The following is a 23,476-nucleotide window of genomic DNA, read 5'->3' as shown; positions in this document are numbered from 1 at the left end:
GATTGGCTCCCCGTCAAGGGGGCCGCTACGCCAGCACGTTCTTGGTCGTCTTCAACAGGATGTTCGTCTCCGTCGAGTTGATCCCGTCGATCAGGCGGATGCGCCGCAGCGTTTCATCGAAGGTGCCGAGATCCTTGTCCTCCAGTTCGGCGATGAAGTCCCAGCGACCATTGGTCGAGTGAAGAGCGCGGACCTGCGGTAGCCCGCGCAGTTGCGCGGCCACGCGGTCAGCCATCTTCCCGAGCACCTCGATCATCACGATGGCGCGAACACCGCTGCCGCTGAGTTCCGCCCCGGTGCGGATCGTGAATGCCGCGATCGTGCCCGATTGCACGAGGCGGTCGATGCGCGCCGACACCGTCGCCCGCGACGTCCCGGTTATTGCCGCAAGCGAGGAGACCGGCGTGCGCGCATTGTGTCGAAGCGCGCTGATGAGGGCGTGGTCGAGATCGTCAAGACTTATCATTCTGCTCTGACCTGCTTGTCATTATGCTGTTTTCGGCCTTCCATGTGCCAGTTTACCCCCTTTTTGCCAACACGGTGAAGGGCAATAATCGCCCCGAATTCCGGCCGGACCGGAAACAAAGTACGTGCGCTCTGCGGGGATTGGACATGACGGCTCAGAAGCAAACCATCGCGCTGATCGGCGCGCCGCTCGAGGAAGGGTCGGGGCGTCGCGGCGCCGCCATGGGACCGACGGCGCTCAGGATCGCCGGCATCGACACCACGCTCGCCGAGCTCGGCCACGCCGTCGTCGACGAAGGCGACCTGAAGCCGCTGCCGGCCCGGGACCTTGCCAACCATCCGCGCGCCAACAACCTGCAGACAGTGGCGGCCTTCACGCGCGCACTCGACGCGGCCGTGCACGAGGCGGCCCGTGCTGGACGGTTTCCCCTGATCCTCGGCGGCGATCACGCGCTCTCGATGGGCAGCGTCTCCGGCATGGCGCGCCATGCCAGGGACGTCGGAAAGCCGCTGTTCGTGCTGTGGCTGGACGCGCATGCCGATTTCAACTCGCCCGAGACCTCGCCGTCCGGCAACATGCACGGCATGCCGGTTGCCTTCTTCTGCGGCGAGGCCGAGTTCGCGCCGATCCTTGCCGCGGGCCGGCCGCTGGTCGACCCGAAGAACGTCTTCCAGGTCGGCATCCGCTCCGTCGACGCGCGCGAGCGTGTCGAAATCGCCGAGCACGGCGTCAACGTCTACGACATGCGCGCCGTCGACGAGACCGGCATGGCACACATCATGCACGACATCATCGACTCGGTCAGGCAGGCTGGCGGGCTATTGCATGTCAGTCTCGACGTCGATTTCCTCGATCCGGAGATCGCACCCGGCGTCGGCACCACCGTTCCGGGCGGCGCTACCTTCCGTGAGGCGCACCTGATCATGGAGATGCTCTGCGACAGCGGCCTCGTCGCCTCGCTGGACCTGGTGGAGTTGAACCCGTTTCTCGACGACCGCGGCAAGAGCGCGCGCATCCTCGTCGAACTGACCGCAAGCCTATTCGGCCGCCGCGTCCTTGACCGCCCGACGCGCAGCGCCTGATCATCTGGAGGAACTGATGACACCGACGACCGCAAGCCTGATCGAAACCGAATACCGCCTCGGCGCCCATAACTACAAGCCGCTCGACGTCGTGCTGTCGCGTGGCGAGGGTGTCTACGTCTGGGATATCGACGGCAACCGTTATCTCGACTGCCTTTCTGCCTATTCGGCCGTCAACCAGGGCCATTGCCACCCGAAGATCCTGGAAGCGATGATCGAGCAGGCGAAGAAGCTGACGCTCACCTCGCGCGCCTTCCGCAATGACCAGCTCGCCCCGTTCTACGAGGAGATCGCATCCCTGACCGGCTCGCACAAGGTGTTGCCGATGAACTCCGGCGCCGAGGCCGTGGAAACGGCGATCAAGGCGGTGCGCAAGTGGGGCTACGAGGTCAAGGGCGTCGAACGGGACAAGGCCGAGATCATCGTCTGCAACAACAACTTCCACGGCCGCACCATGGGGATCGTCGGCTTCTCGACCGATCCGGACGCCCGCGAGGGTTTTGGCCCGTTCGCCCCCGGCTTCAAGCACGTGCCCTTCGGTGACATCGACGCCTTCCGCGCGGCGTTAACCGAGAACACCGTCGCCTTCCTGGTCGAGCCGATCCAGGGCGAGGCCGGCGTGCTGATCCCGCCGGCCGGCTATTTCGCCGCCGTGCGCGAGCTTTGCACCAAGCACGGCATCACGCTGATCCTCGACGAGATCCAGACCGGCCTCGGGCGCACCGGCAAGCTGCTCGCCGAGGAGCATGAGAAGATCGAGGCCGACGTGACGCTGGTTGGCAAGGCGCTGTCCGGCGGCTTCTATCCGGTCTCGGCGGTGCTTTCCAACAGCGAGGTGCTCGGCGTGCTCAAACCCGGCCAGCACGGTTCGACCTTCGGCGGCAATCCGCTCGCCTGCGCCGTCGCCCGCGCTGCGCTGCGCGTTTTGACCGAGGAGGACATGATCGGCAACGGCGCCCGCATGGGCGAGCGCTTCCACAAGGGCCTCACCGAGATCCGCTCCAACATCATCAAGGAAGTGCGCGGGCGCGGCCTGATGCTCGCCGTCGAGCTCGACCCGGCCGCCGGCGGCGCACGCAAGTATTGCGAGGCGCTGAAGGAGCGCGGCATCCTCGCCAAGGACACCCACGGCGACACGATCCGCATCGCGCCGCCGCTCGTCATCACCGCGGACCAGGTGGACTGGGCCGTCGAGCAGTTCGCAGCCGTGCTGCGCGACTGACTGCGGCAGCGGACACCGCCAGATCCCCCGCTGCCGCGAGGCCGGCCCGCTCAGTGCGGGTCGGCGTGCCCACCGGTTGAGCAATCCTTAACCTCGACGCGGCTATCCTCATCGCCTGCAAGCGATATTGCGCGATAGATGAGGCACGAATCTCCCATGACGACTTTCAAGACGGCCGGCTTCGCCGGGGAAACCCTAGAGATCATCGCCTTCCGGCTGCATGATCAGGAATTCTGCGTCAAGACGACCACGATCCGCGAGATCCGCGGCTGGGCGCCGTCGACGCCGATCCCCCATTCGCCGCCGGACGTCATCGGCGTGATGAACCTGCGCGGCACCGTCATTCCGATCATCGACCTGGCCCACAAGCTCGGCATGAAGAGCACCGAGGCCAACGAGCGCAGCGCCATCGTCGTCGCCGAGGTGCACAACATGGTGGTCGGCCTCGTCGTCGATCGCGTGTCGGACATCCTCACCATTCGCGCCGACCAGATCCAGCCCGTTCCGGAAGTCACGACCTCCTTTGACAAGGTCTATGCCGAGGGCATCATCGCCCACGAAAACGGCATGATCTGCTTCCTCAACCTGGCGCGCATGTTCAAGGAGCGTGACGTCGAGGAAATGGCAGCCTGACGCTGAAGAAGCAAACCTGATCTGACGAAGCCGCCCGATTGACCGATCAGGCGGCTTTTGTCGTCATCGGACAAACGGGTTCCGGCTGGATTGGCCGACGCTGAGGCCGGCGACCATTATGCGATGCTATCCCCTCGCGCGCGCCGTCACACGGCGCACGTGCGCCTGCCAGGCGGAGGTGGTATCGATGGCGACGGCCTCGAGAAACCGGTCGAGGACGGGGTTGAAGACGTCGGGCCGCTCCCAGAAGGGCGCATGCCCGGCTCCCTCGATCACGATGGGCTCGTCGGAAAAGTGACCCGGAAGGTGGAGTCCGGAAAGATAGCCGAGCCTGACGAAGGGGTCCTCGGTGCCGGCCACGATGGCGATCGGGATCGATGCGGTTTCGACTGCTTGCCGCTGATCGGCGCCCTCCCCGCGCGCAAGGCTCTGTGCGAATACGGATCGCACCAGACCGTCCGTTCGCAGGACGAGTTCCTGATAGGGGGCGGGCTCCGAACCGAAGCACAGCGAGGCAAAACGGGCTGCGTCCCGTTCGCCGAAGGTCTGTTTCGAGGTGAGAAGAAGGTCGCGCGACGGGTGAAAGGCGCGAAACATGCCGATCAGGCCCCGCGGCATCGGCGGCGCACCACAAAGCATCAGCCCGCGAATGCGCGTGCTGCGGCTCATCCACTCGATTGCGGCATGGCCACCGAGCGACCAGCCAAAAACGGCCAGCCGTTTCAGGTCGAGGGCTTCGGCAATCTCATCGAGGCAGGCGGCGAAGCCAGTGACGGTGTAGGTGGACCGCGGATCGCGCGCGTCTTCCGAATCGCCATGGCCCGGCAGATCAACGGCGATCAGCCGCCAGCGCCCGGCAAGCCCGCTGTCGAACTGCCTCTCGAAAACACGCCGGGAAAAGCTGGAGCCATGGATCAGAACGACCGGGAATCCGGATCCACCCGTGTCGCTGTAGCGCACAGCCCCGTGGCGGGTCATGATCGTCCGAATGTTGAACACCATCATCCAGTTCCAGGTGAGAAGGCTGCGCGCGTGGACTGCCGAGGATACGCTCCGATGATGAACGAGACGCTAAGGCTGATAACGCGATCGTGTGGGCAGAAATGAGCGGAAGGCGGCAAATTGCAGGGTGCAGATATCCTGGTTGCGCATTGCGGCCGCCTCGCACCGCCGATATGGTTCGGTACCGCACAAGAGAGGGGTCGGCTTAGCGCCGGCAAGGGAATGGAAACAGCACTGGATATCGCAGTTGCCTGCGTGAGCGTCATCGTCGTCGGCTTCTACACCTGGTCGCTGCGCGGACATTTTTCGTCGCCGCGCATGCCGGCCGGCATGAAGGTCGTATCGGCCGCGGTGACATTGACGACACTCTGCTTTCTCTATCTCGTCTGGAGCCGCCAGCAGCCGGTTGCCGCACAACTGGTCGGCCTGGGTCTCGAAATTGCAGCCATGGCCCTCTTCTGGTGGGCGATATCGGCCTCGCGCAAGGCGCGCCTGCGCTTTGCCTTCGACCCGGACAAACCCGACAGCCTCGTCACGATCGGTCCGTACCGCCTCGTGCGGCACCCGTTCTACACGTCCTACATCGTCTTCTGGACCGGTTGGGCGATCGCCACCTGGACCAGCTGGGCCGCCCTTCCGGTGCTCGCCTTCGTGATCATCTATGTGGTCGCGGCGAAAGGCGAGGAAAGCAAGTTCGCCGCCACGCCGCTTGCGGCGGAGTATGAGGCCTATCGCCGCCGCACCGGCTTCCTGATCCCGAAGCTGGCCCGGGCCTGAATCGGGAGGGAACCGACGTCAGCCGCCGGAGGCGTTGCTGCCCACTTCGGGCGCCGGCGGGCGGCGGATCAGCGGCACGGCATCGAGGACCATTGGGTCGAGGCCTTGGCCGCGCTGGTTTTCCACGATCTCGAAGAACTGGCGCCGCATGCGCGGCTCCCAGAACCTGTTGATATGGGTCGCGACCCCCTTCGGCCCCTCCTCACCCGGCTGGGAGTGGAAGAAGGTTGCGATCTGGTTGGCCATGCGGATCAGCTTTGCGTCGTTCGACATGAAGTGTTTCCTACCTGTTGACGACCCAGCGGCCGGCTTCGTCCGAAGACGACACGACGCGCTCGGTACCTGTGAAGATCTCAAACTCGTCGCCGCGCACCAGCGCAATCAGTGTCATGCCCGCTTCCTCGGCCGTGCGGATGGCGAGCGCGGTGGGCGCCGAGATTGCAACGATGATGGGGCTGCCGATCACGGCGGTCTTCTGCACCATTTCGACGGACACCCGACTGGTGACGACCACCGCCCCGGCACTGCCGCGATAGCCGGCCCGGGCGGCGGCACCCGCGAGCTTGTCGAGCGCGTTGTGTCGACCCACGTCCTCGCGTACGGCAATCAGCCCCGCACCGGGAACGAAAAAGCCGGCGCCATGGACAGCGTGCGTCTCCATGTGCAGCGGCTGCTGGCCGTTTAGAAGACGCACCGCTTCGGCGACCTCGCCCTGCGTCAACGCCAGCGCCGACGCGCGCACTGACGGCGTCACCCGGACGGCCTGCTCGATCGATTCGATGCCGCAGAGCCCGCAGCCGACTGGACCCGCCATATGGCGACGGCGCGCGGTCAGCGCGGCACTTTGGGTGTCGGCCAGGCGAATCTGCAGGTCGATGCCCTTCTCTTCGGCGACGGCCTCGACCAGTTCGATCTCGTCGGCATCGGCGATGATTCCCTCCGTCAGGCTGAAGCCGACCGCGAAGTCCTCAAGATCCGCCGGTGTCGCCATCATCACCGCATGGGTCGAGCCATGATAGGTGAAGGCGACTGGAACCTCTTCAGGAACAGTGCGCGCACCCTCCTCGAGCTGCCCGGCGCGCCGGGCCAACTCGGGAACCCTGGTGGTTGTGCTGAAATGCGTCATCGGCACATTCCGACCCTATTCCGCCGCCTCCAGCTTGCCGGCGATGCGGCGCGACTGGCGGGCCAGCTCGCCGTACTCGATCTGCCATTCGGACGGGCCGTTAGAGGGCGAGACCTGCACGGCTGTGACCTTGTATTCCGGGCAGTTCGTCGCCCAGTCGGAGAAGTCGGTGGTGATGACGTTCGCCTGCGTGTCGGGATGGTGGAAGGTCGTGTAGACCACGCCCGGCGCCACCCGATCGGTGATCAGCGCCCGCAGCGTCGTCTCGCCCGCGCGGCTGGCGAGCCGCACCCAGTCGCCGTCGCGGATGCCGCGGTTCTCGGCGTCGTGCGGGTGGATCTCCAGCCGGTCCTCATTATGCCAGACGACGTTGTCGGTGCGCCGCGTCTGCGCGCCGACATTGTACTGGCTGAGAATCCGGCCGGTGGTCAAAAGCAGCGGGAAGCGCGGGCCGGTCTTCTCGTCGGTCGCCACATACTCGGTGCGGATGAACTTGCCCTTGCCGCGGACGAAGCCGTTCACGTGCATGATCGGCGAACCTTGCGGGTTCTTCTCGTTGCAGGGCCACTGCACCGATCCCATCTTTTCGAGATAGTCGTAGGAGACCAGCGCGAAGCTCGGCGTGGTGGCGGCGATCTCGTCCATGATCTCGGACGGGTGCTTGTAGTTCCAGGAAAGACCCATCGCCTGCGCGAGCTTCTGCGTCACCTCCCAGTCGGCATAGCCGTTGCGCGGCGTCATCACCCGGCGGACGCGGTTGATGCGGCGCTCAGCGTTGGTGAAGGTGCCGTCCTTTTCCAGGAAGGTCGAGCCCGGCAGGAAGACGTGCGCGTAGTTCGCCGTCTCGTTCAGGAACAGGTCCTGCACGACGACGCACTCCATCGCCGCCAGCCCGGCGGAGACGTGCTTGGTGTCCGGATCGGACTGCAGGATGTCCTCGCCCTGGATGTAGATGCCCTTGAACGTGCCTTCCACGGCCGCGTCCAGCATGTTCGGGATACGCAGGCCCGGCTCCTCGTTGAGCTTCACGCCCCAGAGCTTCTCGAAGATGTCGCGCGTGGCATCGTCGGAGATGTGGCGGTAGCCCGGCAACTCGTGCGGGAACGAGCCCATGTCGCAGGAGCCCTGCACGTTGTTCTGGCCGCGCAACGGGTTCACGCCGACGCCCGGGCGGCCGATATTGCCGGTCGCCATGGCAAGGTTGGCGATCGCCATGACGGCGGTCGAGCCCTGGCTGTGCTCGGTGACGCCGAGACCGTAATAGATCGAGCCGTTGCCGCCGGTGGCAAACAGCCGTGCGGCGCCGCGGATCATCTCGGCGGGGACTCCGGAGAGTTTCTCCACTTCTTCCGGGCTGTGGCGCTCCTCGGAGACGAACGAGGCCCAGTCCTCGAATTCCGACCAATCGCAGCGTTCGCGGATGAACTTTTCGTCAAAGAGCCCTTCGGTGACGATGACATGGGCAAGCGCAGTGATGACGGCGACGTTGGTGCCGGGCTTCAGCGGCAGATGGTAGCTCGCCTCGATATGCGGCCCCTTGACGAGGTCGATGCGGCGCGGGTCGATGACGATCAGCTTCGCGCCCTGACGCAACCGCTTCTTCAGCCGCGAGGCGAAGACCGGGTGGCCGTCGGTCGGGTTGGCGCCGATGAGGATGACGACGTCCGTCTCCTCGACCGAATCGAAGTTCTGCGTGCCGGCCGAGGTGCCGAAGGTCTGGCCGAGGCCGTAGCCGGTCGGCGAGTGGCAGACACGGGCGCAGGTATCAACGTTGTTGTTGCCGAAGCCGGCGCGGATCAGCTTCTGGACCAGATAGGTCTCTTCGTTGGTGCAGCGCGACGAGGTGATGCCGCCGACCGAATCACGACCATACTGGTACTGGATGCGGCGGAACTCGCTCGCGACATGCGCAAAGGCCTCCTCCCATGTCACCTCGCGCCACGGATCGGTGATCTTTTCGCGGACCATCGGGTTGAGGATGCGGTCCTTGTGGGTCGAGTAGCCGTAGGCGAAACGGCCCTTGACGCAGGAATGGCCGCGGTTCGCCTGGCCGTCCTTCCACGGCACCATGCGCACGAGTTCCTCGCCGCGCATCTCCGCCTTGAACGAGCAGCCGACGCCGCAATAGGCGCAGGTGGTGACGACCGAATGTTCCGGTTGGCCGATCTCGATCACCGACTTCTCCTGCAGGGTCGCCGTCGGGCAGGCCTGCACGCAGGCGCCGCAGGAAACGCATTCGGAGGAGACGAAATCCTCGTGCATGCCGGCGGAAACGCGGCTGTCGAAGCCCCGGCCCTCGATCGTCAGCGCGAACGTGCCCTGGACTTCCTCGCAGGCGCGCACGCAGCGCGAGCAGACGATGCACTTGGCCGGATCGAAGGTGAAATAGGGGTTCGATTCGTCCTTCGGCTGCCACTTGATGTTGATGGCGCCGTCGTTGCGGGCCTTGACGTGGTTCTCGCCGTCATAGCCGTAGCGAACGTCGCGCAGGCCGACAGCGCCCGCCATGTCCTGCAGCTCGCAGTCGCCGTTGGCCGCACAGGTGAGACAGTCTAGCGGGTGGTCGGAGATATAGAGCTCCATCACGCCGCGGCGCACGTCCTTCAGCCGAGCCGTCTGGGTCGAGACGACGAGGCCGGGCGCGACCGGCGTCGTGCACGAGGCCGGCAGGCCGGCGCGGCCCTGGATCTCGACGAGACAGAGCCGGCAGGAGCCGAACGCGTCGACCATGTCGGTGGCGCAGAGTTTCGGGACCTCGATGCCCGCTTCCATCGAGGCGCGCATGATCGACGTGCCTTCCGGAACGGTGACCTCGCGGCCGTCGATCGTCAGCGTCACCATCTTTTCCGACTTGGAGGCGGGCGTGCCGAAGTCGATTTCCTTGATAAGATTCATTGGCTTCTCTCCTCCCTCACTCGGCCGCCTGCACGGCAGGTGCGGGTGAAAAATCGTCCGGAAAATGGGTCATGGCGCTCATCACCGGGTAGGGCGTGAAGCCGCCGAGCGCGCAGAGCGAGCCGAACTTCATGGTGTTGCAGAGGTCGGCGAGCAGTTCGCGGTTCTTCTCCGGCTCGATGCCGCGGGCAATCTTGTCCGCCACCTCGACGCCGCGCGTCGAGCCGATGCGGCAGGGCGTGCACTTGCCGCAGCTCTCGATGGCGCAGAACTCCATGGCGAAGCGGGCCTGGTGCAGCATGTCGGCGGTGTCGTCGAAGACGACGATGCCGGCGTGGCCGATCAGCCCGTCCTTCGCGGCGAAGGCCTCGTAGTCAAAGGGCGTGTCGAACAGGGCGCGCGGGAAATAGGCGCCGAGCGGGCCGCCCACCTGCACCGCCTTCACCGGCCGTCCCGACGCCGTGCCGCCGGCGATCTGATCGACGATCTCGCCGAGCGACAGGCCGAAGGCCGTCTCGTAAAGGCCACCGTGCTTGACGTTGCCGGCGATCTGGATCGGGATCGTGCCGCGCGACCGGCCCATGCCGAAGTCGCGATAGTGCGCAGCGCCCCGGTCGAGGATGACCGGAACGGAAGCGAGCGAGATGACGTTGTTGATGACGGTCGGACAGTCGAACAGGCCCTTGTGGGCCGGCAGCGGCGGCTTGGCGCGAACGACGCCGCGCTTGCCTTCCAGGCTGTTCAGCAGCGACGTCTCCTCGCCGCAGACATAGGCGCCGGCACCGACACGCACCTCCATGTCGAAGGCGCGGCCCGAGCCGAGCACCGACGGACCGAGGACCCCGGCCTTGCGGGCGATCTCGATTGCCTCGCTCATGACGGCGATCGCATGCGGATATTCGGAACGGGTGTAGATGAAGCCCTTGGTGGCGCCGGTCGCAAGCCCGGCGATCGCCATGCCCTCGATCAGCACGAAGGGATCGCCTTCCATGATCATCCGGTCGGCGAAGGTGCCGCTGTCGCCCTCGTCGGCGTTGCAGACGATGTATTTGCGGTCACCGGCAGCCTCGAGCACGGTCTTCCACTTGATGCCGGTCGGGAAGCCGGCGCCGCCGCGGCCGCGCAGGCCGGAATCGGTCACTTCCGCGACGATGTCGGCCGGCGCCATGGCGACCGCCTTTTCGAGGCCGGCCAGGCCGCGCAGGGCACGGTAGTCGTCGAGCGAGAGCGGATCGGTGAGGCCGCAGCGCGCGAAGGTCAGCCGCGTCTGCTGCTTCAGGAACGGGATGTCCTTCGTCGGTCCGTGACAGAGCGGATGCGCGCCACCCGTAACGAAGCCCGCCTCGAACAGCGATGGCACATCAGTGGCCTTCACCGGGCCGTAGGCGATGCGCTCGTCGCCGACGACGACCTCGACCAGCGGCTCCAGCCAGTGCATGCCGTGCGAGCCGTTGCGGACGATCGCGACATCGAGGCCGCGAGCCTGCGCTTCGCGCTCGATTGCGGCGGCGACCTTGTTGGCGCCGAGCGCCAGGGCTGCGGTATCCCGGGGAACATAAATCTTGACGGTCATCGGCGTGCCTCCTCGACGAGTTCGGCCGCGGAGGCCGCATCAAGCCGTCCATGCACCTCGCCGTCGAGCATCGCCGACGGCGCGCAGGAACAGAGGCCGAGACAGTAGACGGGCTCCAGCGTCACCGCGCCGTCGAGCGTCGTCTGGTGAAAATCGATGCCGAGCAGGGCCTTGACCCGTTCGGCGACCGCATCGGCGCCCATCGACTGGCAGGCCTCGGCGCGACAGAGCTTCAGCACGTGCCGGCCGGCGGGGCGTTCGCGGAAATCGTGATAGAAGGTAACGACGCCATGCACCTCGGCGCGCGACAGGTTCAGCTCGCGGGCGATGACCGGCAGGCTTTCCTGGGGCACGCAGCCGAATTCGGCCTGGATCTCGTGCAGGATCGGCAGCAGCGGACCCTCGAGTCCTTTCAGCGCGCCGATGATGGCCGATGTTCTCGTCCCGACGTCGCCGGAAACGTGCAGATTCATGCGCAGACCTCCCGAATGGCAAAGGCCTGCCGCCTGTGAATGCAGCAAATAGTCGGGCCCAATGCCTTGAAACCGAAGGGAAAGACCGGAACCCTGTCGATCCTCACCCCTTATCGAAACAGCTTCTCAGGGAAGACCGAGGGGGTCAATAAGGCTATCCCGTCAATTGATAGTTTTTTTCTATTGATCTAGCTCGCGCTCGGCCAAAATCCGCGCCTCATGCAACAAAGCCGACACCAGTGGCGTGAATGGCTCACGATGCGTCGCAACCAGGCCGACAAGATGGTGCGGGGCAGGATCGACGATCGAAACGATTTTGATTTCGTCATGAAAACCGAAAGAAAGTGCGACATTTCTAGGCATTATACTGCACCAGCGCCCGGTACGGACATGCGAGAACAGCACGATCGTCGAGTTCGACTCAAGCGTCGGCTGCACCGTCACGCCGACCTCGGCGAAATGGCGATTGATGATGCGCCTGTTCTGCATGTCGGAAGTCAATAGACAAAGCCTAACGTCGGCCACCTCCTTCCAGGTCACGCTTTCGCGATCGGCCAGCGGCCCGTTCTTTGCGGTGATCAGGTGGTAGTGTTCCGCGTGCAGCGGCACGCTGGTCACGCGTCCGAGCGGCTCGTTCTCGAGGTAAGTAAGGCCCGCGTCGATCTCCAGGTTTTCCAGCAGGCTGAGGATTTGCAGCGAATTGGCGGAGAGCACGGAAAAGGTGACGTCGGGATGCTTCTCCTGGAAGGGCGCCGTGATGCGCGGAACCATCGCCAGCGTCGTCGGAATGGCGGCAAGGCGGATGTGCCCGGACAGCCCCTTGCGCGCCGCCCGCATTTCCTCGCGCATCGTGCGCGCATCGCCGACGATGCGCCGCGCCCATTCGAGCACGCGCTGCCCCTCCGGCGTCAGCCCCTGGAAGCGGGAGCCGCGATTGACAAGCACAACGCCGAGCTGGTCCTCGAGCTGGCGGATGGCCGCCGAAAGCGTCGGCTGCGAAATGCCAAGCTCGTCCGCCGCCCGGGCGAAATGCCGCTCGCGGGCAAGCGCTATGAAATACTCCAGCTTGTCGATCATCTGCGCCCGTCCCTCCGTTGCCGCCCGCCTCATACAAAAGAACGGTGGCACGACCCAGCCATCGGGATATAGAAAGACGAGAGGCGGAGGAACTTGCAATGACTTTTAGAGCGCTCCTGGTTGAGAAGGCCGAGGACGGCGCGATCTCGGCGTCGGTAAAAGACCTGCAGGACGACCGCCTGCCGGACGGTGACGTGACGGTCGCAGTCGAATATTCCACCCTGAACTACAAGGACGGGCTCTGTATCACCGGCCACGGCGGCCTTGTCCGGTCCTTCCCGCATGTGCCCGGCGTCGATTTCGCCGGCACGGTGGAGGCGTCCGACGACCCGCGCTATCGGCCTGGCGACAGGGTGGTGCTGACCGGTTGGCGCGTCGGCGAAGTCTGGTGGGGTGGCTATGCCACCCGCGCCCGGGTGAAGGGCGACTGGCTCGTGCCGCTTCCGGATACGCTCACGACGCGCCAGGCGATGGCGATCGGCACCGCCGGCCTGACCGCGATGCTCGCGGTGATGGCTCTGGAGAAGGCCGGCCTCTCGCCGCCCAAGGGCGAGGTCCTGGTGACGGGAGCGGCCGGCGGCGTCGGCTCGGTCGCCGTGGCGATCCTTGCCCGCCTCGGTTATCGCGTTGCAGCCGTCACGGGCCGGCCCGAGGCGGCCGCCTATCTGCGCGAGCTTGGCGCGGAGACCATCATCGACCGCGCCGAACTGGCGGCGGCGTCCGCAAAGGCGCTGGAATCCGAGCGCTGGGCCGGCGCCGTCGACGCCGTGGGCGGCGACATGCTGATGCGAGTGCTCAAGCAGGTGAAATATGACGGCGCGGTCGCCTCGATCGGGCTTGCAGCCGGCGCGGCGGTGCACTCGTTCACCGTCATCCCCTTCATCTTGCGCGGCGTCAGCCTGCTGGGCATTGATTCGGTGATGCGGCCGCGCGACGAGCGGCTCGATGCCTGGAGCCGCATTGCCACCGACCTGCCGCATGACAAACTGGACGCGATGATCACCGAGTATGGGCTGGCAGACCTTCCCGCCCTCGGCCCTGCCATTCTCGAAGGCAAGGTGCGGGGACGCGCGGTGATCGACGTTCGCAGGTAGGCCTGCGAACGCTCATGCGCCGTGTTCACGCGCAATCAACGGCCGGCAGAAAGCCTCGTAGAGCGCACTCATGATCGCGGCGACATTCTTGTCGGCGAGACTGTAGAACACCTGGCGGCCATCGCGACGGGCGACAACGATCTGATCCTGGCGGAGGCGCGCAAGCTGTTGCGAGACGACCGCCTGCGGCAGGCCGAGGATCAGCTCGATCTCCCCGACCGCCTTCTCGCCTTCCGTCAGCAAGCACAGGATCAGAAGCCGGGTGTCGTGGGAAAGCGCCTTCAGAAACCGGCTGGCCTTCTTCGCCTGATCGAAGAACAGGTTGAAGGTTGCGATGTCATCCGCCTCAGGCTTCATGAACTGCTTCATCTGCCCTCCTGACTCGCAATCGAACCGGCCGGACGCGCGAGCCGTGCGAACTGGATTGATGCACGCGAAATATGGCGCAACGGGGAAGCGCGCGGCCGGCAGCTGCTTTTTCGCGCCAGCGTTGCTGTCCGGCATCAGCAGATCAGTTGGCCGCCGTTCACCTCCAGCACCTGTCCGGTAATGTACCCCGAAAGCATCGGCGAGGCGAGAAACAGATAGGCCGGCGCGCAGTCCTGAGCCGTTCCGAGACGCTGCAGAGGTATCGACTTGCGCGTCGCCTCCAGCTTCTCCGCCGTCGAGTAGCGCGCATGGAAGTCGGTCGCGATCGTGCCCGGCGAGACACAGTTGACGCGGATGCCATCGGCCGCAAGCTCGCGCGCCAGGGCCTTCGAGTAGGTCGAGACGAAGGCCTTGGTTGCGGAATAGACCGCCGAGCCCGGGCTGCCGCCCGTCAGCGCCGAGATCGAGACCGTGTTGACGATCGCGGCCTTGGTCGCCCGACGCAGCGCCGGCAGCATCGCCCGGGTCATCTCGACGACAGACGTCTGGTTGAGCCGCACCACGGTCTGGTATTGCTCGTCGGTCAAGGCGTCGGCGGCGAAACGGCCGACCATCGTGCCCGCATTGTTGACCAGCACATCGACATGCTCGAAGAGGTTGTCGGCATAGCGCGCGACGTCGGCAACGCCCTGCGGCGTCAGGAAATCGGCATGGATGATATGCGCCCGCGCCTCCTCCAGCGCCTCCTCGAGAAAGTCCGGCACGGTCGCAAGGGGCTCGCGCCCCCCGTGTAGCAGCACGTGCGCCCCGCAATCGAGAAACTGGCGCGCAACCTCGAGGCCAATGCCCCGCCCGGCACCGGTGACGACGACGTTGGCACCCTTGAACAAGGCCGGATGAAACATGGCGATCTCCCAATCGGTCTGCGGCCCCGGACGTGACCATGACCAGTATCACAAAAAAACGCGCGCGCACCAACTGCGCGCGGCAGGAGAATTGCAGCAGTTTCGTTTTTGCATATGATGAACAAAAACGAAAGCGTAGGAGGAATCGATGTATTTGACAGGTCGCCAGGCGGAGATCCTGGACCTTGCAAGGACGGAAGGCCGGGTGTTGGTGGAAGACCTCGCCGCCCGCTTCTCCGTCACCCCGCAAACCATCCGCAAGGACCTGAACGATCTGTGCGACAACAAGGCACTGACCCGCATTCATGGGGGCGCGCTGTTTCCAAGCGGCAACGAGAACGTCAAGTACGAGGCACGCCGATCGATCGCGGCCCCGGAAAAGCAGGCGATCGGCAAGGCAGCCGCGGCGATGATCCCCGACAATTCCTCCCTCTTCATCAACATCGGCACGACCACGGAAGCCGTCAGCGAGGCCTTGCTCGACCACAAGGAACTGATGGTCATCACCAACAACATCAATGTTGCCAATAGATTGCGCGGCTTCCCTTCAGTTGAGGTGGTCATCACCGGCGGCGTCGTGCGCGGCGCGGACGGCGGCATCGTCGGGGAGGCGACCGTCGATTTCATCCGCCAGTTCAAGGTGGACTATGCGGTGATCGGCGCGTCGGCGATCGATCATGACGGCGCCCTGCTCGACTTCGATTATCGCGAAGTGAAGGTGGCGCAGGCGATCATCGCCAATGCCCGACACGTCATCCTGGTCTCCGATTCGACGAAGTTCGAGCGGACCGCGCCGGTGCGGATCGGCCACCTTTCGCAGGTACACACCTTCATCACCGACCGGTGCCCGCTCGACAACATCCGCGACATCTGCGCCAGCCAGGACGTGCGCCTGATCGAGACGTCCGCCGGCAACGCGAGCGGCTGAACCGATCTTCCTTCTGCATTCGTTTGACATTCGAAAAATTTTCGTTTTAACTCTCCACACTTTCGCAAGCGCACCGATCTGTGCCCTGCGAAAACAGGAGGGAAAGCGTTTGGCGGGCGAAGCGGTCAGCGACATTTTTGTCATTGGCGGGGGCATCAATGGCTGCGGGATCGCGCGCGACGCCGCCGGCCGTGGCTACTCCGTCGTGCTGGCCGAGATGGCGGATCTGGCATCCGGCACCTCTTCCGCCTCCACCAAGCTCATCCACGGCGGCCTGCGCTATCTGGAGCACTACGAGTTCCGCCTGGTGCGCGAGGCGCTGATGGAGCGCGAGGTGCTCTGGGCGATGGCGCCGCACGTGATCTGGCCGCTGCGTTTCGTCCTGCCATACCAAAAGGGCGGCATCCGTCCCGCCTGGCTGATCCGGCTCGGCCTCTTCCTCTATGACCACATCGGCGGGCGCAGGCTGCTGCCGGCGACGCGCACCCTCGACATGCGTCGCGATCCGTCCGGACAACCGCTGAAGAAACTTTTCACCAAGGCGTTCGAGTATTCCGACGGCTGGGTCGACGATGCCCGCCTTGTGGTTCTGAACGCCCGCGACGCCGCCGATCATGGCGCCGACATTCGCGTCGGCACGCGCGTCGTCTCGGCCCGGCGCGAAAATGGGCATTGGGACGTGGAAACCGAGGATCTCGCCTCCGGCACGCGGGAGACCGTCAAGGCGCGGATGCTCGTCAACGCCAGCGGCCCCTGGGTCGACAAGGTGCTCGTGGGCGCGCTGGGCCAGAATAACGTGCACAATGTCCGCCTGGTGCAGGGTAGCCACGTCGTCGTCCGCAAGAAGTTCTCCGATCCGCGCGCCTACTTCTTCCAGAACCCGGACGGGCGCATCATCTTCGCCATTCCCTACCAGGACGATTTCACGCTCATCGGCACCACCGACCGCGATTACGACGGCGATCCGCACGATGTCCGCATCAGCGACGAGGAAATCGATTATCTCTGCCGCTCCGCGAGCGAATACTTCGTCGAGCCGGTAACAAGGGCGGACATCGTCTGGACCTATTCCGGCGTGCGCCCGCTGTTCGACGACGGCGCGAGCAAGGCGCAGGAAGCCACGCGCGACTACGTGCTGAAGGTCGACGGCAATGCCAATCAGGCACCGTTGCTCAACGTCTTCGGCGGCAAGCTCACGACCTATCGACGGCTTGCGGAAGCCGCACTCGACAGGATCGGCGAGGCCATCGGCGAGAAGGGCGGCAAGTGGACCGCCACCTCGCGGCTGCCCGGCGGCGATTTCGGCGTCGGGGCTTTCGAAGCCGAAGTCGGCAAGCTGGCACGCAGCTATCCCTTTCTTTCTTCCTCGCATGCGAGGCGACTGGTGCGCCTGTACGGCACCCGTGCCGCCACGATGCTTGGCATGGCCAGGTCGGTTGAGGATCTCGGACAGCATTTTGGCAGCGACATCTACGAGCTTGAGGTTCGCTGGCTTATGAGGGAAGAATGGGCGCGGCACGCCGAGGATGTCCTGTGGCGCCGCACCAAATGCGGGTTGCATTTTACCGCCGATGAAGCGGAGGCACTTGAAGGCTACATGGTGAAAGCGCGGCAGGCACCGAGCTAGCGCGCATTTCCGATGGCTGGGAGGAACATTGGAGAACATGCATGCTTGAACTTAGAGACATCACGAAGGTCGCGGGCGGGGAGACGCATATCCATCCCACCAACCTCGTGCTCGAGCGCGGTTCGCTGAACGTGCTGCTCGGCCCGACGCTGTCCGGCAAGACCTCGCTGATGCGGCTCATGGCGGGGCTGGACAGGCCAACGACCGGCAGCGTGCATTTCGACGGCCGCGACGTGACCAGCGTGCGCGTGCAGGACCGCAGCGTCGCCATGGTCTACCAGCAATTCATCAACTACCCGGCGATGACGGTCTACGAGAACATCGCCTCGCCGATGCGCATCAAGGGTGCCGACCGCAGCACGATCGATCGCGATGTGCGCAAGGCAGCCGACCTGCTGAAGCTGACGCCCTATCTCGACCGCACCCCGCTCAACCTCTCCGGGGGACAGCAGCAGCGTACGGCGCTCGCCCGCGCAATCGTGAAAGACGCCAGCCTTGTCCTGTTGGACGAACCGCTCGCCAACCTCGATTACAAACTGCGGGAGGAATTGCGCGAGGAACTGCCGAAGATCTTCGCCGCCTCTGGCGCGATCTTCGTCTATGCGACGACGGAACCGTCCGAAGCGCTGCTGCTCGGCGGCAACACGGCAACCATGTCCGAGGGACGCATCACCCAGTTTGCTCCCACCATCGACGTCTATCGTCGCCCGGTCGACCTCGTCACGGCCGAAACCTTCGCCGATCCGCCGCTGAACACGTTCGCGCTGACCAAGGCAAACGGGCATTTCGTGCTCGAAGGCGAGCCGGTCCTGTCGGTGCCGGCACACCTCGCCGGCATCCCGGATGGCCGCTGCACGGTGGCCTTCCAGCCGCATCATCTCGCACTTGCTCCACAAACGCCGGCCGCCGCACCGGTGACAGTCCGCGCCGCGATTTCCGAGATCGCCGGCTCCGAGAGCTTCGTCCACGTCGAATTCGCCGACACCCGCTGGGTCATGCTCGCGCCCGGCATCCACGACATCGAGCCCGATGCCCAGATTACCGTCTATGTCGACACGCGCCACCTGATGGCGTTCGCACCGGACGGCAGGGCCATCGCCGGTCCGGCGGCGGCCTGAGGAGGAAGCCATGGCGCGCATCAATCTCGAACATATCCGCCACGCCTACGGCGAGAAGCCGAAGTCGGAGGCCGACTATGCCCTGAAGGAGGTCCATCACGAGTGGAACGACAGCGGCGCCTATGCGCTGCTCGGCCCCTCCGGCTGCGGCAAGACCACGCTCCTGAACATCATTTCGGGCCTGCTCCAACCCTCGGAAGGCAGGATCCTGTTCGACGGCAGAGACGTCACGAACCTGTCGACGCAGCAGCGCAACATTGCTCAGGTCTTCCAGTTCCCGGTCATCTACGACACGATGACGGTCTACGACAATCTCGCCTTTCCGCTGCGCAACCGCGGTGTCCCCGAGACCGAAGTCGACCGGCGCGTACGCGAAATCATCGACATGATCGGCCTTGGCAGCTGGGCGAAGAAGAAGGCGCGCGGCCTGACCGCCGACCAGAAGCAGAAGATCTCGCTCGGCCGCGGCCTCGTGCGCAGCGACGTCAACGCCATCCTGTTCGACGAGCCGCTGACGGTCATCGACCCGCACATGAAGTGGGTGCTGCGCTCGCAGTTGAAGAAGCTGCACCGCCAGTTCGGCTTCACCATGGTCTACGTCACCCACGACCAGACCGAGGCGCTGACCTTCGCCGACAAGGTCGTCGTCATGTATGACGGCCAGATCGTGCAGATCGGCACGCCCGCGGAGCTGTTCGAGCGCCCGAGCCACACCTTCGTCGGCTATTTCATCGGCTCGCCCGGGATGAACGTGCTGCCGGCAACAGTCGACGGCAGCAATGTCACGATCGGCACCGACACGATCGCGCTCGACTTCCGCCCCAAGCTCGACGCCAACGCGACGACGGAGCTCGGCATCCGTCCTGAGTTCGTCCGGCTCGGCCGCGAGGGCATGCACGTCCGCGTCAACAAGGTCGAGGACATCGGCCGACAGAAGATCGTCCGCGCCGAATTCGCCGGCAATCCGATCGCGATCGTCATCCCCGAGGACGGCGAGATCCCGGCCGATCCGCGCGTCACCTTCGATCCGTCCGCCATCAACATCTACGCCAATTCCTGGCGCGTCGGTAGGGAGGCCTGATCCGTGGAGAAGACCTGGAACAACAAGGCCTGGTTCATGGTGCTTCCGGTGCTGCTGCTGGTGGCGTTCTCGGCGGTGATCCCGCTGATGACGGTGGTGAACTATTCGGTCCAGGACACCTTCGGCAACAACCAGTTCTTCTGGGCCGGCACCGACTGGTTTGTCGAGATCCTGCACTCCGACCGCTTCTGGGCAGCGCTCGGCCGCAACCTGCTGTTCTCCGCCATCATCCTGTCGATCGAGATCCCGCTCGGCATCCTGATCGCGCTCAACATGCCGAAGAAGGGCATCGGCGTGCCGGTCTGCCTCGTACTGATGGCGCTGCCGCTGCTCATTCCGTGGAACGTGGTCGGCACGATCTGGCAGGTTTTCGGCCGCGTCGATATCGGCCTGCTCGGTTTTGCCCTGTCTGCGCTCGGCGTCGACTACAACTACGTCAACGACGTCTTCGACGCGTGGGTGACGCTGATCGTCATGGACGTCTGGCACTGGACCAGCCTCGTGGTGCTGCTCTGCTATGCCGGCCTCGTCTCCATTCCGGATGCCTACTACCAGGCCGCCAAGATCGACGGCGCCTCGCGCTGGGCCGTGTTCCGTCACATCCAGCTGCCGAAGATGAAGCGCGTGCTGCTGATCGCCTTCCTGCTGCGCTTCATGGACAGCTTCATGATCTACACCGAACCGTTCGTCGTCACCGGCGGCGGGCCGGGTAACTCGACGACCTTCCTGTCGATCGACCTCGTCAAGATGGCCATCGGCCAGTTCGACCTGGGACCGGCGGCGGCGATGTCGATCATCTACTTCCTGATCATCCTCCTGCTGTCGTGGATCTTCTACACGGTCATGACCAGCAGCGACGAGCAGGCGTGAGGGAGGAGAACATGACCGCACGCGTTGAAACCCAAGCCGCCGCAAAGGCTTCCGCGCCAACCGCCCCGAAGGTTCGCGTCGAAACAATGGCGGCAGCCCGGACGCCTCGCCGCAACCTGGGCTGGATCGTCCCCACGCTCTACATCCTGTTCCTGATGCTGCCGATCTACTGGCTCGTCAACATGAGTTTCAAGACGAACACGGAGATCACCGGCACCTTCTCGCTCTGGCCGCAGAACCCGACGCTCAGGAACTACATCGTCATCTTCACCGATCCGGCCTGGTACTCGGGCTACATCAATTCGATCCTCTACGTGGTGATGAACACGGTGATCTCCGTCGCGGTGGCGCTGCCGGCGGCCTATGCCTTTTCGCGCTATCGCTTCCTCGGCGACAAGCACCTGTTCTTCTGGCTTCTGACCAACCGCATGGCGCCGCCGGCGGTGTTCGCCCTGCCCTTCTTCCAGCTCTATTCCGCCTTCGGCCTGATCGACACGCACATCGCCGTTGCCCTGGCGCACTGCCTGTTCAACGTGCCGCTCGCCGTCTGGATCCTGGAGGGCTTCATGTCGGGCGTGCCAAAGGAGATCGACGAGACCGCCTATATCGACGGCTACTCGTTCCCGAAATTCTTCGGCAAGATCTTCGTGCCGCTGATCGCCTCGGGCATCGGGGTGGCCGCGTTCTTCTGCTTCATGTTCTCCTGGGTGGAGCTCCTGATCGCCCGCACGCTGACGACGACGGCGGCCAAGCCGATCGCCGCGACGATGACGCGCACGGTCTCGGCTTCGGGCATGGACTGGGGCGTGCTGGCAGCAGCTGGCGTGCTGACGATCATCCCCGGCGCGCTCGTCATCTATTTTGTCCGCAACTACATCGCCAAGGGCTTTGCCCTGGGGAGGGTCTGATGGCTGCCGACGCCAACCGCAAGAACCGCTGGCCCGTGGCCCTTGCAGCTGTTTTGCTGATCTACGCGCTCGCCGCCGGACTGCTGGTCGTGTCGCTACCGGTGAAGGACGGGGCCCGCGACTGGTTTGCACCGCTCATCCCGGGCGGCTGGATGGCCTGGACCTTCCCGACCGCGATGTTCTTCCTGTCGATCTTCGCGCTTTTATCGCTGATGGCGGTTTGGGAATACGCCCGGCCCGGCGGCAATCCGCGCTTCGGCATCCTGCGCTTCGAGACGACGCGCGGCGACCGGCTGTTCCTGTCGCTGCTCGGTTCGGCATTCATCAATCTCGCATGGCTTGGGCTGGTCGGCTCGGGCCTGTGGTGGGCACTTGCCCTCAGCGTGGTCTACGCCATCGGCGTGTTCCGCTACGTGTAGGGCCACAAGAACGGGGGGCCGGGCACGCCCGGCCTTTCAGACTGCAGTCGCACAACCCAAGGGAGGAAAATGATGCGAAGGCACCTTCTGACAACTACGGCAACCATGTTGCTGGCCCTCACCGGCACGGCATACGCGGATATGGAGGCCGCTAAGAAGTTCCTCGATGCCGAGATCGGCGACATGTCGACGCTCGACCGGGCCGCTCAGGAAGCTGAGATGCAGTGGTTCATCGATGCCGCCAAGCCGTTTGCCGGCATGGACATCAAGGTCGTCTCGGAAACGATCACCACGCATGAATACGAATCCAAGGTTCTCGCCAAGGCGTTCTCGGAGATCACCGGCATCAAGCTGACGCACGACCTGATCGGCGAAGGCGACGTGGTCGAGAAGCTGCAGACGCAAATGCAATCGGGCGAGAACATCTACGACGCCTACATCAACGATAGCGACCTGATCGGCACGCACTGGCGCTACCAGCAGGCCCGTTCGCTGACGAAGTGGCTGGCGAACGAAGGCAAGGATGTCACCAACCCGAACCTCGACCTGGAAGATTTCATCGGCCTGAAGTTCACCACGGCGCCGGATGGCGATCTCTATCAGTTGCCCGACCAGCAGTTCGCCAACCTCTACTGGTTCCGCTACGACTGGTTCAACGACGAGAAGAACAAGGCCGACTTCAAGGCGAAGTACGGCTACGATCTCGGCGTGCCGGTCAACTGGTCGGCCTACGAGGATATCGCCGAGTTCTTCACCGGCCGCGAGATCGACGGCAAGAAGGTCTATGGCCACATGGACTACGGCAAGAAGGACCCCTCGCTCGGCTGGCGTTTCACCGACGCCTGGCTGTCGATGGCCGGCAACGGCGACAAGGGCCTGCCGAACGGTCTTCCGGTCGACGAATGGGGTATCAAGGTCGACGAGAAGTCCCGGCCGGTCGGCTCGTGCGTCGCCCGTGGCGGCGACACCAACGGCCCGGCTTCGGTCTACGCCATCCAGAAGTATCTCGACTGGATGAAGGCCTACGCACCGGCCGCGGCGCAGGGCATGACCTTCTCCGAATCCGGACCGGTGCCGGCGCAGGGTGAGATCGCCCAGCAGATGTTCATGTACACGGCCTTCACCGCCGACATGGTCAAGGACGGCCTGCCCGTGGTCAACGAGGACGGCACGCCGAAGTGGCGCTTCGCCCCATCGCCCCACGGCGTCTACTGGAAGGACGGCATGAAGCTCGGCTATCAGGACGTGGGTTCCTGGACGCTGCTCAAGTCGACGCCGGACGACCGCGCAAAGGCCGCCTGGCTTTATGCGCAGTTCGTCACCTCCAAGACGGTCGACGTGAAGAAGAGCCATGTCGGTCTGACGCTGACGCGCGAAAGCACGATCCAGCACCAGAGCTTCACCGACCGCGCTCCGAAGCTCGGCGGGTTGATCGAGTTCTATCGTTCGCCGGCCCGCGTCCAGTGGTCGCCGACCGGCACGAACGTTCCCGACTACCCGAAGCTGGCCCAGCTGTGGTGGCAGGCGATCGGCGATGCGTCCTCGGGCGCAAAGACCGCGCAGGAGGCCATGGACTCGCTCTGCGCCGAGCAGGAGCAGGTGCTGAGCCGCCTGGAACGCGCCGGCGTCCAGGGCGACATCGGTCCGAAGCTCGCCGAGGAGCATGATCTCGAGTACTGGAACAAGGATGCGGTTGCAAAGGGCAACCTCGCGCCGCAGCTCAAGATCGAGAACGAGAAGGAACAGCCGCTGACGGTCAACTACGACGAACTCGTCAAGAGCTGGGAGCAGTAGGCTGCAAGCAGTCGGGTCCAAACGGACCCGAGCCCAT

General features: G+C 64.7%; 23 protein-coding genes. 13 read left to right on the top strand and 10 right to left on the bottom strand.

All coding sequences use genetic code 11. From position 1 onward, the window contains the following. Positions 1–25: 25 nt before the first annotated feature. Entirely contained in the window at positions 26–466 is a 441-nt protein-coding gene (locus JNC62_RS05785; protein WP_374836820.1) for an Lrp/AsnC family transcriptional regulator, read from the bottom strand. A gap of 146 nt (positions 467–612) precedes the next feature. Between JNC62_RS05785 and rocF the strand changes: the two genes are divergently transcribed. From rocF to JNC62_RS05770, 3 genes are all read left to right on the top strand, one after another. After that, on the top strand, positions 613–1,548 hold the full coding sequence (rocF, locus tag JNC62_RS05780; protein ID WP_374836818.1) for an arginase: 936 nt from the start codon (positions 613–615) through the stop codon (positions 1,546–1,548). Between the two features lie 16 nt (positions 1,549–1,564). Beyond that, positions 1,565–2,770 (top strand): ornithine--oxo-acid transaminase, encoded by a 1,206-nt coding sequence (rocD, locus tag JNC62_RS05775; protein WP_374836816.1) that lies wholly within the window; start codon positions 1,565–1,567, stop codon positions 2,768–2,770. 156 nt (positions 2,771–2,926) lie between these two features. After that, a complete protein-coding gene (locus JNC62_RS05770) occupies positions 2,927–3,403 on the top strand; it encodes a chemotaxis protein CheW (RefSeq protein WP_374836814.1) in 477 nt (158 codons plus the stop codon). A gap of 126 nt (positions 3,404–3,529) precedes the next feature. Here JNC62_RS05770 and JNC62_RS05765 read toward each other — a convergent pair whose 3' ends face one another. Beyond that, positions 3,530–4,405 (bottom strand): alpha/beta fold hydrolase, encoded by an 876-nt coding sequence (locus JNC62_RS05765; protein WP_374836812.1) that lies wholly within the window; start codon positions 4,403–4,405, stop codon positions 3,530–3,532. A gap of 222 nt (positions 4,406–4,627) precedes the next feature. Between JNC62_RS05765 and JNC62_RS05760 the strand changes: the two genes are divergently transcribed. After that, on the top strand, positions 4,628–5,182 hold the full coding sequence (locus tag JNC62_RS05760; RefSeq protein WP_374836810.1) for a methyltransferase family protein: 555 nt from the start codon (positions 4,628–4,630) through the stop codon (positions 5,180–5,182). 18 nt (positions 5,183–5,200) lie between these two features. Here the strand turns inward: JNC62_RS05760 and JNC62_RS05755 are convergent, their stop codons facing one another. From JNC62_RS05755 to JNC62_RS05730, 6 genes are all read right to left on the bottom strand, one after another. Further along, positions 5,201–5,455 carry a formate dehydrogenase subunit delta gene (locus JNC62_RS05755; protein WP_374836808.1) on the bottom strand — a complete coding sequence of 85 codons (255 nt, stop codon included), beginning with the start codon at positions 5,453–5,455 and terminating at the stop codon, positions 5,201–5,203. 10 nt (positions 5,456–5,465) lie between these two features. Further along, positions 5,466–6,308: a formate dehydrogenase accessory sulfurtransferase FdhD gene (gene fdhD / locus JNC62_RS05750; RefSeq protein WP_374836807.1), complete on the bottom strand. Its 843-nt coding sequence runs from the start codon at positions 6,306–6,308 to the stop codon at positions 5,466–5,468. Positions 6,309–6,323: 15 nt separating this feature from the next. Continuing rightward, a complete protein-coding gene (gene fdhF, locus JNC62_RS05745; RefSeq protein WP_374836805.1) occupies positions 6,324–9,203 on the bottom strand; it encodes a formate dehydrogenase subunit alpha in 2,880 nt (959 codons plus the stop codon). 16 nt (positions 9,204–9,219) lie between these two features. After that, complete coding sequence (locus JNC62_RS05740) at positions 9,220–10,776, bottom strand: formate dehydrogenase beta subunit (RefSeq protein WP_374836803.1); 1,557 nt, start codon at positions 10,774–10,776, stop codon at positions 9,220–9,222. Further along, positions 10,773–11,249: a formate dehydrogenase subunit gamma gene (locus tag JNC62_RS05735; protein WP_374836801.1), complete on the bottom strand. Its 477-nt coding sequence runs from the start codon at positions 11,247–11,249 to the stop codon at positions 10,773–10,775. Before JNC62_RS05735 ends, JNC62_RS05740 begins: the two co-directional genes overlap by 4 nt. Before the next feature lie 180 nt (positions 11,250–11,429). Beyond that, on the bottom strand, positions 11,430–12,326 hold the full coding sequence (locus JNC62_RS05730) for a LysR family transcriptional regulator (protein ID WP_374836799.1): 897 nt from the start codon (positions 12,324–12,326) through the stop codon (positions 11,430–11,432). 98 nt (positions 12,327–12,424) lie between these two features. On the opposite strand from JNC62_RS05730, the gene acuI reads away from it, so the two are divergent. Next, positions 12,425–13,420 (top strand): acrylyl-CoA reductase (NADPH), encoded by a 996-nt coding sequence (acuI, locus tag JNC62_RS05725; RefSeq protein ID WP_374836797.1) that lies wholly within the window; start codon positions 12,425–12,427, stop codon positions 13,418–13,420. Positions 13,421–13,432: 12 nt separating this feature from the next. On the opposite strand, the gene JNC62_RS05720 is transcribed toward acuI, so the two are convergent. Then, entirely contained in the window at positions 13,433–13,789 is a 357-nt protein-coding gene (locus tag JNC62_RS05720) for an ArsR/SmtB family transcription factor (RefSeq protein ID WP_374836795.1), read from the bottom strand. Positions 13,790–13,923: 134 nt separating this feature from the next. Continuing rightward, positions 13,924–14,694, bottom strand: coding sequence for an SDR family NAD(P)-dependent oxidoreductase (locus JNC62_RS05715; protein ID WP_374836794.1), 771 nt, complete (start codon positions 14,692–14,694; stop codon positions 13,924–13,926). Positions 14,695–14,842: 148 nt separating this feature from the next. Here JNC62_RS05715 and JNC62_RS05710 point away from each other — a divergent pair, with 148 nt between their 5' ends. The 8 genes from JNC62_RS05710 (at position 14,843) to JNC62_RS05675 (ending at position 23,439) form a co-directional block, all read left to right on the top strand. Continuing rightward, positions 14,843–15,622, top strand: a complete 780-nt coding sequence (locus JNC62_RS05710) for a DeoR/GlpR family DNA-binding transcription regulator (RefSeq protein WP_374836792.1) — start codon at positions 14,843–14,845, stop codon at positions 15,620–15,622. 109 nt (positions 15,623–15,731) lie between these two features. Continuing rightward, on the top strand, positions 15,732–17,249 hold the full coding sequence (gene glpD / locus JNC62_RS05705; protein ID WP_374836790.1) for a glycerol-3-phosphate dehydrogenase: 1,518 nt from the start codon (positions 15,732–15,734) through the stop codon (positions 17,247–17,249). A gap of 41 nt (positions 17,250–17,290) precedes the next feature. Continuing rightward, positions 17,291–18,367, top strand: coding sequence for an ABC transporter ATP-binding protein (locus JNC62_RS05700; RefSeq protein ID WP_374836788.1), 1,077 nt, complete (start codon positions 17,291–17,293; stop codon positions 18,365–18,367). A gap of 10 nt (positions 18,368–18,377) precedes the next feature. Next, the gene (locus JNC62_RS05695; protein WP_374836786.1) at positions 18,378–19,448 is read left to right on the top strand and encodes an ABC transporter ATP-binding protein; all 1,071 of its coding nucleotides are present in this window, start codon (positions 18,378–18,380) and stop codon (positions 19,446–19,448) included. Positions 19,449–19,451: 3 nt separating this feature from the next. Beyond that, a complete protein-coding gene (locus JNC62_RS05690; protein ID WP_374836784.1) occupies positions 19,452–20,318 on the top strand; it encodes a carbohydrate ABC transporter permease in 867 nt (288 codons plus the stop codon). A gap of 86 nt (positions 20,319–20,404) precedes the next feature. Continuing rightward, entirely contained in the window at positions 20,405–21,226 is an 822-nt protein-coding gene (locus JNC62_RS05685; protein WP_374836941.1) for a carbohydrate ABC transporter permease, read from the top strand. Beyond that, positions 21,226–21,645: a DUF2160 domain-containing protein gene (locus JNC62_RS05680; protein WP_374836782.1), complete on the top strand. Its 420-nt coding sequence runs from the start codon at positions 21,226–21,228 to the stop codon at positions 21,643–21,645. The genes JNC62_RS05685 and JNC62_RS05680 overlap by 1 nt, the downstream gene beginning before the upstream one ends. A gap of 72 nt (positions 21,646–21,717) precedes the next feature. Next, the gene (locus JNC62_RS05675) at positions 21,718–23,439 is read left to right on the top strand and encodes an ABC transporter substrate-binding protein (RefSeq protein ID WP_374836780.1); all 1,722 of its coding nucleotides are present in this window, start codon (positions 21,718–21,720) and stop codon (positions 23,437–23,439) included. Positions 23,440–23,476 lie beyond the last annotated feature (37 nt).

Origin of the sequence: Mycoplana ramosa, from assembly GCF_041930185.1 — a bacterium.
Classification (GTDB): Bacteria; Pseudomonadota; Alphaproteobacteria; order Rhizobiales; family Rhizobiaceae; genus Mycoplana; species Mycoplana ramosa.
This window is presented reverse-complemented; position numbering and strand designations above follow the sequence as displayed.